General features: G+C 56.4%; 13 protein-coding genes and 1 pseudogene. All 14 read left to right on the top strand.

Going from position 1 to position 17,090, the window contains the following annotated elements; translation table 11 throughout:
* Nucleotides 1–30 precede the first annotated feature (30 nt).
* A complete protein-coding gene (gene tssB / locus KBF66_RS08600; RefSeq protein ID WP_296655127.1) occupies nt 31–543 on the top strand; it encodes a type VI secretion system contractile sheath small subunit in 513 nt (170 codons plus the stop codon).
* Between the two features lie 24 nt (nt 544–567).
* Nucleotides 568–2,064, top strand: coding sequence for a type VI secretion system contractile sheath large subunit (tssC, locus tag KBF66_RS08595; RefSeq protein WP_296655125.1), 1,497 nt, complete (start codon nt 568–570; stop codon nt 2,062–2,064).
* A gap of 111 nt (nt 2,065–2,175) precedes the next feature.
* Complete coding sequence (locus KBF66_RS08590) at nt 2,176–2,664, top strand: type VI secretion system tube protein Hcp (protein WP_296655123.1); 489 nt, start codon at nt 2,176–2,178, stop codon at nt 2,662–2,664.
* Nucleotides 2,665–2,711: 47 nt separating this feature from the next.
* Nucleotides 2,712–3,515, top strand: a complete 804-nt coding sequence (locus KBF66_RS08585) for a type VI secretion system accessory protein TagJ (protein WP_296655121.1) — start codon at nt 2,712–2,714, stop codon at nt 3,513–3,515.
* A gap of 54 nt (nt 3,516–3,569) precedes the next feature.
* Nucleotides 3,570–4,100 carry a type VI secretion system baseplate subunit TssE gene (gene tssE, locus KBF66_RS08580; protein WP_296655119.1) on the top strand — a complete coding sequence of 177 codons (531 nt, stop codon included), beginning with the start codon at nt 3,570–3,572 and terminating at the stop codon, nt 4,098–4,100.
* Nucleotide 4,101: 1 nt separating this feature from the next.
* On the top strand, nt 4,102–5,976 hold the full coding sequence (gene tssF / locus KBF66_RS08575) for a type VI secretion system baseplate subunit TssF (RefSeq protein WP_296655117.1): 1,875 nt from the start codon (nt 4,102–4,104) through the stop codon (nt 5,974–5,976).
* The gene (gene tssG, locus KBF66_RS08570) at nt 5,973–7,088 is read left to right on the top strand and encodes a type VI secretion system baseplate subunit TssG (protein WP_296655115.1); all 1,116 of its coding nucleotides are present in this window, start codon (nt 5,973–5,975) and stop codon (nt 7,086–7,088) included. The genes tssF and tssG overlap by 4 nt, the downstream gene beginning before the upstream one ends.
* Before the next feature lie 33 nt (nt 7,089–7,121).
* Nucleotides 7,122–9,800, top strand: coding sequence for a type VI secretion system ATPase TssH (tssH, locus tag KBF66_RS08565; protein WP_296655113.1), 2,679 nt, complete (start codon nt 7,122–7,124; stop codon nt 9,798–9,800).
* Nucleotides 9,787–12,201, top strand: a complete 2,415-nt coding sequence (gene tssI, locus KBF66_RS08560) for a type VI secretion system tip protein TssI/VgrG (protein WP_296655110.1) — start codon at nt 9,787–9,789, stop codon at nt 12,199–12,201. Before tssH ends, tssI begins: the two co-directional genes overlap by 14 nt.
* Before the next feature lie 6 nt (nt 12,202–12,207).
* Nucleotides 12,208–13,302 carry a hypothetical protein gene (locus tag KBF66_RS08555; protein WP_296655107.1) on the top strand — a complete coding sequence of 365 codons (1,095 nt, stop codon included), beginning with the start codon at nt 12,208–12,210 and terminating at the stop codon, nt 13,300–13,302.
* Nucleotides 13,299–13,691, top strand: coding sequence for a hypothetical protein (locus KBF66_RS08550; protein ID WP_296655106.1), 393 nt, complete (start codon nt 13,299–13,301; stop codon nt 13,689–13,691). Before KBF66_RS08555 ends, KBF66_RS08550 begins: the two co-directional genes overlap by 4 nt.
* Nucleotides 13,692–13,709: 18 nt before the next feature.
* The gene (gene tssK / locus KBF66_RS08545; RefSeq protein WP_296655103.1) at nt 13,710–15,044 is read left to right on the top strand and encodes a type VI secretion system baseplate subunit TssK; all 1,335 of its coding nucleotides are present in this window, start codon (nt 13,710–13,712) and stop codon (nt 15,042–15,044) included.
* Nucleotides 15,041–16,387: a DotU family type VI secretion system protein gene (locus KBF66_RS08540; RefSeq protein ID WP_296655100.1), complete on the top strand. Its 1,347-nt coding sequence runs from the start codon at nt 15,041–15,043 to the stop codon at nt 16,385–16,387. Before tssK ends, KBF66_RS08540 begins: the two co-directional genes overlap by 4 nt.
* Nucleotides 16,388–16,398: 11 nt before the next feature.
* Nucleotides 16,399–17,090: pseudogene (locus tag KBF66_RS08535) on the top strand (type VI secretion system membrane subunit TssM); the annotation flags it as partial.

Raw genomic sequence — 17,090 nt, 5'->3', positions numbered from 1 at the left:
ATCGCAGCTTTTTAACAGGAGTAGTTAACCATGTCAGCAAAGAAAAGTGGACAAAAGTGGATCGCCAAGAACCGTGCACCACGTGTTCAGATCGAATACGATGTTGAGGTTTACGGATCGGAAAAAAAGGTTCAGATTCCGTTCGTGATGGGCGTGATGGCGGACTTGGCTGGCAAGTCTGAGGTGGAGATGCCGGATATTGCTGACCGGAAGTTTGCCGAGATCGATTACGACAATTTTGATGCGCGTATGAAGGCCATGAAGCCGCGCGTCGCCTTCAACGTTCCCAACACCCTGACCGGTGACGGTTATCTGTCGGTTGATGTCAGTTTTGAAAGCATGGATGACTTTTCTCCTGCCGCTGTTGCCAAAAAGGTCGGTGCACTCAATCAGTTGCTGGAAGCACGCACTCAACTGCACAATCTGCTGTCATACATGGATGGCAAGTCCGGCGCGGAAGAACTATTGGCCAAAGTCCTGCAAGATCCGGCCTTGTTGAATTCCTTGTCGGCAGTGCCAAAACCTGCTGACTCTGCAGCATAAGTTAAACCCGAATAGGATAAAGAAATGGCAACCGAATCCCAATCCGTATCGGCTCTGAGTCAAGTCGAATTTCAGGGTAACGAATTTGCGTCTTTGCTGAGCAAAGAGTTCAAACCAAAAACCGATGAAGCGCGTGGGGCCATCGAGTCAGCGGTTCAAACCTTGGCGCAACAGGCGCTTGCATTCAGCGGCACGATCTCCACCGATGCCTACCGCACCATCGAGGCACTGATTGCGCAGCTGGATAAAAAACTCTCTGACCAGGTGAATTTGATCATTCACCATGACGACTTCCAAAGGTTGGAAGGATCCTGGCGGGGTTTGAAGTATCTGATTGACAATTCCGATCCGGACGAAATGCTGAAAATCCGGGTTCTCAATATTTCCAAAAAGGAACTGCACAAAACCATGCGCCGTTACAAGGGCGCGGGGTGGGATCAGAGCCCGATCTTCAAAAAACTCTACGAAGAAGAGTACGGACAGTTTGGCGGTGAGCCCTATGGCTGCCTGGTCGGGGATTATCACTTTGACCATAGCGCACCTGATGTGGAATTGCTGGGTGAGATGGCCAAGGTTGCAGCATCTGCCCATGCACCCTTTATTGCCGGCGCGTCGCCAAACCTGATGCAGATGACATCCTGGCAAGAGCTGTCCAATCCCCGTGACTTGACCAAGATTTTCTCGAACACCGAGTATGCAGCGTGGCGTAGCCTGCGCGAGTCTGATGACTCCAAGTATGTCGGCCTGGCGATGCCGCGCTATTTGTCGCGGATGCCCTATGGTGCCAAAACCAATCCGGTGGATGAGTTTGATTTTGAAGAGGACACGGAAGGCGGCAGTCACGCCAAGTACACCTGGTCGAACTCGGCTTTTGCTATGGCGGCCAACATCAACCGCTCGTTCAAAGAGTATGGTTGGTGTACTTCCATCCGGGGTGTCGAGTCCGGTGGGGTTGTAACCGATTTGCCTGCTCATGCCTTCCCATCAGATGATGGTGGGGTTGATCTGAAATGCCCGACTGAGATCGCCATCAGCGATCGCCGCGAAGCCGAGTTGGCAAAAAATGGCTTCATGCCATTGGTGCACCGGAAGAACTCGGATATCGCCGCGTTCATCGGTGCTCAATCACTCAACAAGCCGTCCGAGTACTACGATGCTGATGCGACCGCCAACGCCAATCTCGCCGCTCGGTTACCTTATATGTTTGCCTGCTGCCGGTTTGCGCATTACCTCAAGTGCATCGTGCGCGACAAAATTGGGTCATTCAAAGAGCGTTCTGACATGGAGCGCTGGCTGAATGACTGGATCACCAACTATGTTGATGGCAACCCGGAAACCTCAAGCCAGGAAACCAAGGCCCGTCGTCCATTGGCGGCTGCTGAAGTGATTGTGGAAGAGGTGGAAGGAAATCCGGGTTACTACACCTCCAAGTTTTTCCTGCGGCCACATTACCAGCTTGAAGGTCTGACGGTGTCGTTGCGCCTGGTGTCCAAACTGCCTTCAGCAAAATCGGCTGGTTGATTTTGCTGACGTTGAAGCACTTTTTTTCGATGTTCTGACCCCGTTTCTTTGTGGCGCGTTAAGGGGGCGCGCCGTAGTTGTCTTACTTTTATCACACCAAAGGAGTATGTCATGGCAAATTCTATGTATTTGAATGTTGAGGGCGCAAAAGGGACCTGCGGGGAAAAAGCGCACAAAGACTGGATCGAAATTGAGACTTATAGTTTTGGCGGTAGCCAGGCCTCAACACAATCCTACGGATCTGGTGCTGGCTCTGGCAAGGTGTCGTTCCAGGACTTCCACTTCACCGTGAAGGCGGGCAAGGAAAGCCCGGTGTTGTTTGGCTTCATGTGCTCAGGCCAGCACATCGGCAAGATAGAGTTGCATGAGTCGAAGGCGGGCGGGGCATCTCCAGTTAATTTTGTTGAAGTGGTTCTCGAAGACTGTTTTGTCACCAGTTACCAGATGTCGGATAGCACTGGCGCGCCGGAACCAACCTGCAGCTATAGCATCAACTTCTCCAAGAGCAAGTTCAAATATCAACCGCAAAACGACAAGGGCGGAAAAGAAGGTGGCCCGATCGAGAGCGGTTGGGATGCGAAGGCCAATACGAAATATTGATCGTCGCTGGAGCAAGATTCTGTGCCATCACCACGAAAGGCGGCCCCTTGAGTGCCAATAAGACCCTGAACGAAGAACTCAGTGAACTCCAGAAGCAAGTGCGTGGGGATGCCAGCAACGCCAAGCTTCGGGTTCACTTGTTTCAGTTGCTTTGCCTGCTGGGCGATTGGCAGCGCGCGCTGGCCCAACTTCAGGTGTGTGCCCAGCTTGATGCCAAGGCGTTGCCAATGGCTCAGGCTTACCGCGAAGCCATTCGTTGTGAAACTTTTCGCAACGATGTGTTTGCGGGCAAGAGGACGCCACAGATCATGGGAACGCCGCCTGCGTGGGTTGGTTTGATGATGGAGGCACTCAGGGTGGAAGGGGTGCAGCAGGACTCGGCAGCGGCGAGCGATTTACGAATGCGCGCCATGGACGAGGCCTCGGCGACACCGTGCACGGTTGACAATGTGACGTGCGAATGGGTGGCAGATGGCGATTCGCGCCTTGGGCCTATTTGTGAGGTGATTGTCAACGGGCAGTATTACTGGTTGCCGTTTGAATCCTGTTCAGCCATCAAGATTGACGCACCGGCAGATTTGCGTGATATGGTGTGGGCACCTGCGGAACTGAGTCTTCCGAACCAGGGTCGCGTGCCCGCATTTATTCCGTCCAGGTATCCGGAGACCGCCAAAACAGACTCACCTAATGGGGATGCTTTGCGTCGTTGCCGTGCCACTGACTGGGTTGAAAAAAGCCCCGATGTTTGGGTGGGTCTGGGTCAACGGATGTGGACTTCCGATGTGGGTGAGCATCCGATCCTGGACACCCGTGAGATCGTGTTTGCTCAGAAAACAATCGCGGCACCTTGACAGTTTCCGTTCGCTTCAGACGGATTAACCTGTAAAGATTTTTCCGCTACACCTATGAACGATCAAAGCATCAGTCGCGCTGTGGGAGATCGTCTCCAGCCCGCGTTGCTGGATCGTTTGACCGATGACGATCCCGACCAGCGAAACGAGACACTGCAAAATTCTGTTGTGTCGAAGGGGCGGCTAAAAAAAACCGTCTTGCGCGATTTGGTCTGGTTGTTGAATACCACGGCGTATGACACCGACGGGCAACTGGATTTGTATCCTGAAGTTCAGCGCTCGGTGATCAATTTCGGAATCCCGGTGTTGTCCGGTAAGAATTTTTCCGGTGTCGACTGGCTTGATCTGGAGCGCCGGATATTTGACGCGATCGTCAACTTCGAACCCAGAATACTCCCCGGCACACTGAGCGTGAAGGCGTCGGCACCAGCCGACCTGATGGGACACCACAATCTCTTGCAGTTTGAATTGCGAGGCGAGTTGTGGTCCATGCCTTATCCGGTGGAACTTCTGATTCGATCTGAACTTGATCTGGAAACCGGTTACATGAAGCTGACCGACCAGTTGGCCACCAGCGGGGCATGATATGGACCCGCGGATGCTCGACTACTACAACCGCGAATTGGCCTATGTGCGCGAGCAAGGGGCTGAGTTTGCCGAGCAGTTCCCAAAGGTTGCCGCACGTTTGGGAATGCGCGGCATTGAGGTGGCGGATCCGTATGTCGAACGCCTGCTGGAGGGGTTTGCTTTCATGTCGGCGCGTATCCAGCTCAAGATGGACGCTGAGTTTCCGCGCTTTTCGCAGCGCCTGCTCGATCTGGTGTACCCCGGGTATCTGGCACCCACACCCGCGATGGGGGTGATACGCCTTGAGCCCTCGGCGTCGCAAGGCGGTTCACCCGATGGGTACCAATTGCCGCGCCATTCCAGGTTACGGGCCAGGTTGCCTATGAACGAACAGACGGCCTGCGAATTCAGGACCGCACATGAGGCCGTACTCTGGCCGATTCGCTTGGCTGAAGTTCGTTTGACGGCGGCCCCACCTGATCTTCCTGTTGCCGGATTCCGCTGGAGTGCACCAGTCAGGGGTGCTTTGCGCTTTGTCTTTGAAACGACGGGCCAGCTTGAAGTCAGCAGTTTGAAACTGGATACGCTGTCCATGTACTTGGCTGGCGTACCTGAAGTTGCCTCGAAGTTGCAGGAGATCATTCACACACAGTGTGTTGGTATGCTGGTTCATGCGGGTGGCTTGCCCATTCGTGAGCTGGTGCCCTATGGCGCAGACGCGGTGACATGCGAGGGGTTCGCGTCAGACCAGGCGTTGTTGCCCTCAGGGTCGCGTGCGTTTGATGGGCACCGCTTATTGCACGAATATTTTGCCTTTCCAGAACGGTTTCGCTTTGTTTCCATCGCCGGTTTGCAGCGATGTTTACCAAGAATTTCAGGCCATCGCTTTGAAGTCGTGCTGCTTCTGAAGTCTGGACATGTCGGTCTGGAAGCCGTGACCGATGCCAAGAATTTCTTGTTGCATTGTGTGCCAGTTGTCAATTTGTTCAGTCGCAACTCGGACCGCATTCCGGTTGCCACAACGCGGTTTGAACATCACGCGGTGATGGACCGGGGGCGGCCCCTGGATTTCGAGATTCACAGCATTTCCCGGGTGGTGGGTCATCAAAATGATTCTGATCGGGAGATCAACTTTCAACCTTTTTATGCGGCGGCAGATGTCGATCGGCGGGGGGCGGGTGCCTATTTCTCTGTTCGACGTGAGCAACGCTTGCTTTCAGAAAAAGGCAAGCGCAATGGTCCCCGCACTGGTTACATCGGGAGCGAGTGTTTTGTTACCCTGGTTGATGCCAACGAAGCACCTTACAGTGCTGACTTGAGGCAAGTGACGGTGGAGGCCCTTTGCACAAATCGCGACCTGTCATTGTTGACGCCACTGGGCAATGCAGGTTCAGACCTCACACTGCTCGTTTCAGCGCCAGTGGACGACATTCGGTTTGTGGCAGGGCCGACGCGCCCGACGGCAGCCCTGGCTGAGCGCGAAATTACCTGGCGACTCATTTCGCATTTGAGCCTGAATTACCTGACCTTGACAGACTTGAGTGCTGAAGAAGGGGCCAGCGCATTGCGACAGTTGTTGGGTTTGTATGCCAGGCTGGGTGCGCAAGGTGCAGAGGCTCAGATTGGTGCCATACAGAAACTGGCTGTGAAAAGTGTCAACCGGCGAGTGCCAGGGCGAGGGCCGATTGTGTTCGGTCGCGGTGTTCAGCTGGATATGATGCTCGACGAAATACCTCTGGCTGGCGTCAGCCCGTGGTTGTTCGGTGCTGTGATTGAGCAGTTTTTCGCACGACATGTGAGCCTCAACTCATTTACAGAGTTTTCGATGTCGAGCACGCAGCGTGCCCATATTGCGAGCTGGCAGCCCCGCATTGGGCGGAGACCTACTGTATGAGTACGTCCAACCCGACTACCTCAGGATCCGATGGTGCTATGGCTCTGGCGAAGATTCAGCCTATCCTTGACGCATTGGCCAGTGATGCCACGCAGTATGATTTTTACAATATCTTGCGTCAGTTCGATGCGGTAGTTTCAGGTCCGGTGCCGCTGGGGCGGGCGCCGCGCCCGCAGAACGAGCCACTCAGACTTACCCAGCACGCGTCACTGTCGTTTGCACCGGCATCCTTGCATTCGTTTGAGCCCGGTGTTGCGGCTCGCGGCGTGGGGCGTCTGACCATCAATAATTTTGGACTGTATGGCCCCAATGGAGCGCTACCTCAGCACCTCACGGAATATGTCCAGGAGCGCTTACTGCACTACCGTGACCAGACGCTGGCCCGGTTCTGTGACGTGTTCCAGCATCGAATGATCTTGCTGTTTTACCGGGCATGGGCAGATTGCCAGGCAGCCACCAGCCTGGATCACCCTGACCGTGACAATTTCGGCCGATATGCAGCAAGTCTGGTTGGTCTGGGTCAAGACACGCTTCGCCATCGGGATTCAGTGCCAGACCATCTGAAGCTTCACCATGCAGGGCATCTGTGTCGCCAGACGCGCAATGTTGAGGGTCTGGTTCGACCCTTGGCGGCCCTGTTGCGGGTACCGGTTGCTCTCAAAGAGTACTGTATGCATTGGCTGAAACTGGCGGTCGAAGATCAGACCAGGCTGGTGTCTGCCACGCTTGCAGGCAAAGGCTCGGTCCATCGCATTGAACTCGGTCTGACATCGTCGCGGCTGGGTCTTGGTGCGGTGGCCGGCGTGCGGGTGCCTGACGTGCAGCACAAGTTTCGTTTGATTTTGGGCGCCATGAGCTTTCGCGAGTTCGAGCGCTTTTTGCCGGGCGGCAATCGTTTTGTCCAGGTTCGGGACTGGGTTCGGAACTATATTGGCGTCGAGTTGGTTTGGGATGCCCGCTTGGTGCTTGTCAAAGAAGAGGTTCCAGCCACCCGACTTGGGGTTTATGGTCAGCTTGGGTGGACCAGCTGGCTTGGCATGTCCCCCGGAAAACGGGCGAGAGATGCTGACGATGTACTGTTGAACATGGAGCGCCTAACCTGCGCTCGGTGAGCTGTTGCACATAATTTACTTAGGAGAATGACCATGTCTGAGATCAGTCGTACGGCACTTTTTGGCAAGTTGAATCCGCTTCTGTATAAGGCCATTGAAGGAGCAACCGTTTTTTGCAAACTGCGTGGCAACCCTTATGTTGAGCTGGTGCATTGGATGCACCAGATACTGAGCAGCAACGACAGCGACATCCATCGTATCGTGCGTCATTTTGATGTCGACGCTTCCAAATTGGCCGCAGATCTGACTCGATCGCTCGACAAGTTACCCCGAGGCGCCACCGCAATTTCAGATTTGTCCGAGCATATTGAGAATGCTGTAGAGCGGGCTTGGGTCTACGGGACCCTGAAATATGGGGATTCACAGGTCAGAAGCGCCTACATCCTGGTTGGATTGGTGAAGACCAGCGGTTTGCGCAGCATTTTGTATGGCATTTCCCGCGAGTTTGAAAAACTTGGCATTGATGCTCTGTCCGAGAAGTTGGGTGAAATTGTGAAAGGCTCGCCCGAAGACGCTTTGGCGGCGAGTGACGGCACCGGGCTTAGCGGTGTTCCGGGTGAGGCCAGTGGCGCGATGGCACCCGCCCAGATGGGCAAACAGGAGGCGTTGAAGAAATACGCGGTTGACCTGACTGAAAAGGCTCGCAACGGCGAGCTTGATCCGGTCACCGGCCGTGATGAAGAAATTCGGCAAATTGTTGACATTCTGATGCGGCGTCGGCAGAACAATCCGCTCTTGACGGGTGAGGCAGGTGTCGGCAAGACCGCAGTGGTCGAGGGTTTTGCCTTGCGACTGGCCAAAGGTGATGTGCCGCCACAACTCCAGGATGTCTCGCTGCTGTCGCTTGATATCGGTTTGCTGCAGGCAGGCGCCAGCATGAAAGGTGAGTTTGAGCAGCGTCTGCGCCAGGTGATCGATGAGGTTCAGGCCAGCCCCAAACCTGTGATTCTTTTTGTGGATGAGGTGCACACCTTGGTGGGCGCCGGGGGCCAGGCAGGCACGGGTGATGCAGCCAACCTGCTCAAGCCCGCTTTGGCACGTGGAACCTTGCGCACCATCGGTGCCACGACATGGGCGGAATATAAAAAGTACATCGAAAAGGACCCCGCCCTGACGCGTCGTTTTCAGGTGGTTCAGGTGCCCGAACCTGATGAGGCCAAGGCTGTTGCCATGTTGCGCGGGGTGGCCACGGTTCTTGAAAAGCACCACAAGGTACTTTTGCTTGATGAGGCCATTACGGCAGCGGTGAACCTGTCACACCGCTATATTCCGGCGCGTCAACTGCCGGACAAGGCCGTTAGCTTGCTTGATACCAGTTGTGCACGGGTTGCCGTGAGCCAGCATGCCACACCGCCTGAAGTCGAAAATGTTCAGCGTCGCATCGAGATGCTGGATGTAGAACTTGGGATCATCGAGCGTGAAGTGGCTGTCGGCATCCCGGTCGGGGCAAGACTGGTTGACGCAATGGCCAAACGCGATGAAGCATCGGCTTTGCTTGCCCTGCTGGACGCCCGTTGGAACGATGAGAAAGAACTCGTGGCCAAAGTTCTGGATTTGCGCGGGCAGTTGCGTGGCAGCGGTGATGGCAAGGTTGATACCGCCGTCCCGCTGGGTGACGAGGCGCGTGCATCCCTGCTGATCGAACTGGCCGCATTGCAGCAGAAACTGGCGCTCATGCAAGGTGACACGCCCCTGATTTTGCCCGCGGTGGATGCCCAGGCGGTGGCATCGGTTGTCGCCGACTGGACCGGCATCCCGGTTGGGCGCATGGTGAAGAACGAGGTGGAAGCCATCTTGCATGTGGCAGACACCTTGAACCAGCGCGTGATCGGACAACGGCATGGCCTGGACATGATCGCCAAGCGCATTCAGACCAGCCGGGCAAGGCTCGATAACCCCAACAAGCCCATCGGGGTGTTCATGCTGGTCGGACCGTCCGGGGTTGGCAAGACCGAGACTGCGCTGACCCTGGCAGAAACCCTGTATGGTGGTGAACAGAACATGATCACCATCAACATGAGCGAGTTTCAGGAGGCCCATACGGTGTCGACCCTCAAAGGCGCGCCTCCCGGGTATGTGGGCTATGGCGAAGGGGGTGTTCTGACCGAGGCCGTGCGGCGCAAGCCCTACAGCGTAGTGTTGCTGGACGAGGTGGAGAAAGCCCACAGCGATGTGCATGAGATCTTCTTCCAGGTGTTTGACAAAGGCATCATGGAGGATGGCGAGGGTCGATTGATCGACTTCAAGAACACGGTCATCATTCTGACCAGCAACGCTGGCAGCGACCTTGTCATGAGCATGACCCGTGACCCCGAACTCATGCCAGAGCCGGACGACATTGCCAAAGCCCTGCGAGAGCCTTTGCTCAAGGTGTTCCCGGCCGCTCTGCTGGGGCGTTTGCAGGTGATCCCGTACTACCCGCTGAGCGACGAAATGCTGGGCAATATCATTCGCTTGCAACTCAATCGCATCAAGAAGCGCATTGCCGAGAATCACAAAGCTGACTTCAGCTATACCGACGAGGTGGTCAAGTTGATCGCCTCCCGGTGCACCGAAGTTGAAAGTGGTGGCCGCATGATCGATGCCATACTGACCAATACGATTCTGCCCAGACTGTCCGAAGAGTATCTAAAGCGTACGATCGAAGGCAAGACGCTGGGTAACGTATCGATGGCAGTGTCAGACGGAGAATTTGAGTATGTCTTCGGCTAGCCAAGAACGGATTGTCGACGTCACCACGCCACTGGGCGAGGCCTTGTGGTTCCGTCAAATGCGGGGCACGGAGGCGCTGTCCGGCCTGTTTGAGTTTGATGTGGTGTTTCACAGCAAGCAGTCCGGACTTAGCGCCAAAGCCATGCTTGGCAAGGACGTCACGCTCAAGGTTGAAACCGAGAATGGCAAAAGCCCCAGGTTTTTCAGCGGTATTTGTACCCGGTTTGGCAGCGGCGGGCGTGAAGGCCAGCATCTTTTGTACACCGCCAAGTTACGACCCTGGTTGTGGCTGGCGAGTCGTCGCAGCGACTGCAAGATTTTCCAGTTCAAGAAAGTCCCTGACATCATTGCTGACGTGTTGGGCAAATATGGCTTTACCTTGCTGAACAAGCTCAAGAAAACCTATCGGGAGTGGGATTACTGTGTTCAGTATCAGGAAACTGACCTGAACTTTGTCATGCGATTGATGGAGCATGAAGGCATTTACTTCTTCTTTCAGCATGAACAAGGTAGCCACAAACTGGTGCTGGTGGACGAAATCAGCTGCCATGCACCACTGCCCGGCAAGCCGACCATCAAGTACTATGGACTCGACGCGGCGGCGGTCGTCGATGAAGAGCACATCAATAGCTGGCAGGTGCTGGAAGAGATCAACTCTGGCGAATACCTGACCGATGACTACGATTTTGAGAACCCGCGGGGTGACCTGAAAACCAAGCGGAAAAATCCGCTCGGACATTCGCAGGATGCATGGGAGCGTTACATGTGGCCAGGGGGCTATGTGAAGGTCGGCGATGGTGAAAACTATTCAGCCGCCCGACTGGAGTCGCTTGAATCCGAGCACGATCGGGCGCAAGGCAATACCACGGTGCGTACCATGGCGCCGGGTTATCTGTTCACGCTGGAGAGGTGTCCGCGTGCCGACCAGAACCGTGAGTACCTGGCGGTGGCGGTGAATTATTTCTTTCGAGACAACGCACGCATGTCAGCGGGCAGTGGAGACGGTGACGCGACATGGAATATCCTGGTGACATCGCACCCAACCTCCATACCCTTTCGCCCGCAGCCGGTCACTGCCAAACCGATCACCAACGGGCCCCAAACCGCGGTGGTCGTGGGGCCAGCCGGTGAAGAGATCTATACCGACAAGTACGGTCGCGTCAAGGTGCAGTTTTTCTGGGACCGTTACGGCAAGAAGAACGAGAACAGCAGCTGCTGGGTCCGCGTCAGCCAACCTTGGGCGGGTGAAAAGTGGGGGTTTATTCACATTCCCCGCATCGGGCAAGAGGTGATCGTCGACTTCATTGGAGGAGACCCCGACTACCCGATGATCACGGGGCGCGTCTACAACGCTGACCAGATGCCGCCCTATGGTCTGCCAGCCAACAAAACGGCCAGTGGCATCAAGTCGCGTTCAACCAAGGGGGGTAGCGACACAGATTTCAATGAAATCCGCATGGAAGACTTGAAGGGCAAAGAGCAACTGTACGTGCATGCGCAAAAGAACTTGGATACGGTTGTGGAAGACAGCGAGACTCGAACCGTCGGGCAAGACCGACGAAGCCGAATCGGTCACGACGACAACCGCTTTGTGGTCAATGATGATCGGCATGTGATCAACAACAACCAGGCCAATCAAATCGGTGTCAATCAGGATAACAGCGTTGGCGGCAATCAGAACACCAGCGTTGGCGGTGAACAAGCCATCAGCGTGGGCAAGGCGCGCGAGTTGTCGGTGGGCACAGCCCTCAGTGAGTCGGTCGGGTCCGACCATAACCAGGAGATTGGTGGGCGGCAAGCGATTTCAGTTGGCAAGTCCCAGACTGTTTCGGTCAGTGATAAGCAGTCGCTGAAAGTCGGTGCCGGCCGAGACACCTTGGTCACCGGTGACGACAAGATGGTCTGCGGGGGCAGCGCGTCCAACTCCACGGCACAAGACTACTCCGTGACGGCCGGGGTGAAATATTCAGAAACCTGCTTGAACCGCGAGGCCACGGTGATGGCGACCGATAAGGCCACCATTACGCTGACTCAGACCGAAACCATTGGTACCAAGCGGGACATCACCGTGGGTGGACAGGATGCACTCACGGTCGGTGGAATCAAGTCGACCGATGTGGGTGGAGCCTGTACGCTGAAAGCCGGCGCGGCGATCGACATGACCGCTGGCGCATCTTTCACGTTGAAAACCGGCGCGATTGTCAGTATCTCGGCGGGGGGCGCGATCACCATCACCGGCGCTGCGGTATCGATCAATGCAGCCGCGATCACCATGGCGGCTGGAGCCATCACCATGACAGGTGCGGTGACCGTGGCTGGTGTACTCACCGTCGCTGGCGCGGTCATCTCGACATCGATCGTATCGCCGACCTATACGCCTGGTGTCGGAAACATGGTCTGATGGTTTATGCAGCAGTCCTCGTCACCCGATGTACCTTTGAAGCCTGCCGTGTCCATGACGGGCGAGCAGTTGGCGGGGCAACTGCGGGCTGCTTCCGCGGAGGAGCGGTTCGAGGCACTGATGCAGTGCGTTCAGCCCGATGCACCCACCGACAGCTGCATCACTGAAATTATCCAGTGTGCAGTTCGTGCACCAAAGGATCCACTGGTCTTGCAGGCGGTGGCGGTGGCGCTGGGCGGGGTGACACTAGGGCGGCTGACACCTCAGGGTCTGGAGATGTTAAGCGCATTGAGTGATGCAACCCAGCCTGATCATGTGCGAGCGTTCGCAGCGCATGGGTTGTTTCGGCACAAACAGGTGCCGACCTCAGCCTTGAATCGCTTGGCGTCCATGCTGATTTTGCCAGACGTTGCGGCGCGCAAGATTGCCCTTTTGACTTTGACACTGGTGATCGCTGCTGCCACGCCGGCAATCGCGCAGACCGTGGCCTCCATGCAACCGCAAGCGTGGAACATTGAGGCCCTGACCGCCTTGGCACGCAGCGCGATGTCGTCTGAGAAACATCGCCATGATGTCGAGCAGTTCATTATCCGGTCCATGCGGGATACACCTCTGGTGCCCACAGGAATAGCCGGCTACAGCGCGTTAGCCCAGATTCGACCTGATGGACCCGCAGTGGCTGCGCTGGCGCAAGTTGCTGCACAAGCGCCAGAGACAGAGCAATGGCAAGCAGCCTTGGCTGCGTTGACAACGCTGGGTGAAAGTGCGCAACCGGCTGCGCCCAGCCTCGGCCAGGCGTTGCAAAACATTAATGACCCAGCGCGCGAGGAGGCGTTTTGTCGTGCTTTGGTGAGTGTGCGAGCGAAGGAGCGCGACATACCCATTGCGCGCGTTCTGGATCGTATACAAAACGGGCCAGAGCGCAGTGCTGCAGCGCATTGCGTGCTATTGTGTTTGCATGCAAAGCAATTTGCGCGTGGTGCGGCCGTGTTGGCGCAGCGTCACACGGTGGCCAGCGACGCGCTCAAGCCCACGCTGGAACAGACTTACCTGACCTTGACGGGTCAGAAAATTGGCGGCACTTCCGCCCAAAGGAGTTGATCGTGGCGGTCACTGATGCCCTGTCGAAAACCATCGAAGACACCAAGTCTTTTGTTGACACTTCAAAAGACAAAATGAAGAAGGCCACTGATCTGCTTGATGAAAACATCAAGACGGTCAACCAGGCCCGCAAAGATTACCAGGAGGTTCGCAAACTGCTTGATGAGGCCAAGGCAGACGTGATCGAGGCAACCAAAATTCTCTCTGATGGCGCACATGCAGCTTCAAGTGGTAACCTGCCCGGTCTGATTGCTGCCATCGCTCAAGGCGTTCCCAAGGTGATCGCTGCGGTAGCAAAATACAAACAGGTCGTCACTGACCTGAAGTCAAAAGCAGAGAACTACAAGAAAGCGGTTGAGAAAAATGTCGAAGTGGCCAAGGCTTTTTAATATGAACCGGGTTGAAGCATGAGTGATCGCAGCCGAGTTGTCTGGTCCGAGGGTATGTTCCTTCGGCCACAGCACTTTCAGCAGGCACAGCGCCAGCAGGAATTTGCTCAACGCCAATTGGTTTTGAGTGCACAGGGGCATTTTTGGGGTTTTCACTCGCTGTTGCTGGATGCGGCCTCGTTGGCGATCGGCAAAGTGGCCATCGCCAAAGCTACCGGTGTGATGCCGGATGGAACGCCGTTTGAGTTTCCGGGCGTGAACGACGCCCCCAGCGTACTCACCATCTCCGAAAACGTCAAAGCCAAACGTGTTTTTCTGTGCCTGCCCGTTTATCGACCGGGTAGCGAGGAAGTCTCCTTTGACGACGACGCACGTTCGCTGGCCCGTTTCAGGGTCTCGGAAGAAGAGGTGCCCGATCAGAATTCCATCGCCGGTGACCCCGCCCCCATTCAGACTGCGCATTTGCGCTTGCGACTGCTGGCTGAAGACGAGATTCCCGAAGACTGGATGACACTGGGTGTCTGCCAGGTGGTCGAGCGTCGCAACGATTTGTCCATCCTGCTTGACGAGAATCACATTCCTCCGGTGGTGGTGGTTCACGAGAGCGCTCTGTTGTCGGGTTTTTTGCGCGAGCTGGCAGGCCTTTTGCACCATCGGGGTGAGGCTTTGGCGGCCCGCCTGTCGGCTCCTGGACGAGGTGGCGTGTCTGAAATGGCAGACTTCCTGGTGCTGCAACTGGTGAATCGCTATGAGCCACAGGTGGTCCACTTGTCGCAGTTGCGTACTTTGCACCCGGAGCGCCTGTACGCCGAGCTGCTTACCTTGGCAGGAGACTTCACCACTTTCACCCGGGACACCCGGCGCCCCGGAGAATACCCGCCCTACAACCACGATGCACTGGCCAGCTGCTTCATCCCACTGATGGCGGATTTGCGGCGTTCCTTGTCGATGGTGCTGGAGCAAAACGCTTTCCAGATCGAACTGATGGAGCGCGCCTATGGTGTGCGGGTGGCGGTTATTGCCAATCAGGAACTGATCAAGTCCGCCACTTTTGTGCTGGCGGTGGCCTCCGATTTGCCAGGCGAGCAGGTTCGCAAGCAGTTCCCGACGCAGGTCAAGATCGGGCCGGTGGAGAAAATTCGCGATTTGGTCAATTTGCATCTGCCCGGCGTCGGATTGCGACCGTTGCCGGTGGCACCGCGTCAAATTCCCTATCATGCCGGTAACAACTATTTCGAGCTTGATACCGCCAGCGAGTTCTGGCGCGGTCTGGAGCGATCGGGTGGTCTGGCGATGCACATCGCAGGCGACTTTCCGGGCTTGAAACTTGAACTTTGGGCCATCAGAACATGACTGCCACACCCAATCCATCCGCCAATCTGGATCCGTTTGCGCTTTTTCAAGCGCAAGCTGCTGCGGTACCTGAACCTGTCGCACAACCCGGCGGGTCACCGCCGGCATTTGCCCAGGGACCGATGCTGGCGGCTGATCTTCCTGAAATCCTCAGCGGTGCCAACCCGCTGGCGATGTCGGCCAACCCGCTGCTTAATTTGATTCCACAGATCCGGGTCATGGCGCAACATCCGGATCCGGCGCAACTGCGCAACTACCTGGTCGAGCAGGTGCAGTTGTTTGAGCGGCGTGCCCGCGAAGTACCCTTGCCGCAGGAAACCGTGATTGGCGCGCGCTATGCCCTGTGCACCGCGCTGGACGAAACCGCGGCCAAAACCCCCTGGGGTGGCGGTGGTGCCTGGTCGCGCCACAGCCTGTTGGTGACGTTTCACAACGAAACCTGGGGTGGAGAGAAGTTCTTTCAGGTTTTGGCTCGGCTGGTGCAAGACCCCAAGAAGCACATTGATTTGATCGAAATGATGGCGGTGTGTATTGCATTGGGATTTGAGGGTCGGTTTGGGGTGGTTGATAACGGCCGGACGCAGCTGGAAACCCTGCGCCGCCGCCTGGTCGAGATCATCGCGGGCGTCCACGGCGAACTGCATCGCCCGCTGTCGCTGCACTGGCAGGGTGCGCAGTCTGACATGCGCGCCAAATGGGGGTTCCTGCCGCTATGGATCACAGCAGGTGCCACCTTGTTGGTGCTGGTGGCGATCTTCTTTCTGTACTCTTTTCTGCTGGCTGACAAGTCCAGCACCGTGTTCAGCACGATTGCCGGTATCCGCATGCCCAAAGCACAGGCGGTGGTGGTCAAGCCTGCCGCACCCGTGAATCGTTTCGCCCAGTTTCTTGAGCCCGAGATCCGCGAAGGTCTGGTCACCGTTCGGGACGAAGCAGACCGCAGCGTGGTGATCCTGCGCGGCGATGGTTTGTTTGATTCGGGCTCCACCGACGTCAAATCCCGCTACATGCCGGTGTTGGCCCGTGTTTCTGACGCCCTCAACACCGTGCCAGGGGCGGTCTTGGTGACGGGCTATACCGACAATGTGCCCATCCGCACCGTACGGTTTCCGTCCAATTTTGAGTTGTCACAGGCCCGGGCCGATGTGGTTCGGCGCATCGTGGATGAACGGCTGACGGTTCGTAACCGCACCCGTGCTGAAGGCCGCGCCGAAAGTGACCCGGTGGCGCCCAATGACAGCGCCGAGAACAAGTCAAGAAATCGTCGCGTCGAGGTGACCCTGTTGTTGTCGCCGCAAGAACGTGACCGTGAACTCAACGCTGCCACTTCGGCCAAACAGTAGGAGGACGGCACGTGTTCAGTTCATTTCGCCGTTTTGTGGGTATCTTTATCAACCGTACCACGCTGACGATCCTGCTTTTGCTGGTGTTGTCGCTGGTGATCTGGTTTGTCGGTCCGATCTTTGCCATGTCCCTGTCCGGTGCGCAGTGGCAACCGCTGGGGCCGGAATGGGTGCGCTGGAGCGTCATTGCTGGCATCTGGCTGTTCTGGTTGGTCAAGCGGCTGATTCATTGGTGGCGTCAGCGCAACATCAATGGAGCCTTGCTCGGTCAACTGGCCAAAATGCAGGCCACACCGGTCGAGGGTCAAGCCGCCGGTTCAGAAGAGGTGGCAGAACTCAACAAGCGCTTCAAGGAAGCGGCAGATGTTCTCAAGAAAACACGGTTCTCTTCGACCGAGAAAAGCGGTCTGCTGGCCGGTCTGTCCAAGCAGTATGTTTACCAGTTGCCGTGGTATGCCTTCATTGGTGCGCCAGGGTCCGGCAAGACCACCGCGCTGGTCAACGCCGGTCTGACTTTTCCGCTGGCCGAGCAGTTTGGCAAGGCCGCGATTCGTGGCATCGGCGGCACGCGCAATTGTGACTGGTGGTTTACCAACGAGGCCGTGCTGATTGACACCGCAGGCCGGTACACCACGCAGGAGAGCAATCAGTCGATCGACAAGGCCGAATGGCAGGGCTTTTTGAATCTGCTCAAGCGCTTCCG

The organism is Rhodoferax sp., from assembly GCF_018063565.1.
Classification (GTDB): Bacteria; Pseudomonadota; Gammaproteobacteria; order Burkholderiales; family Burkholderiaceae_C; genus Rhodoferax.
This window is presented reverse-complemented; position numbering and strand designations above follow the sequence as displayed.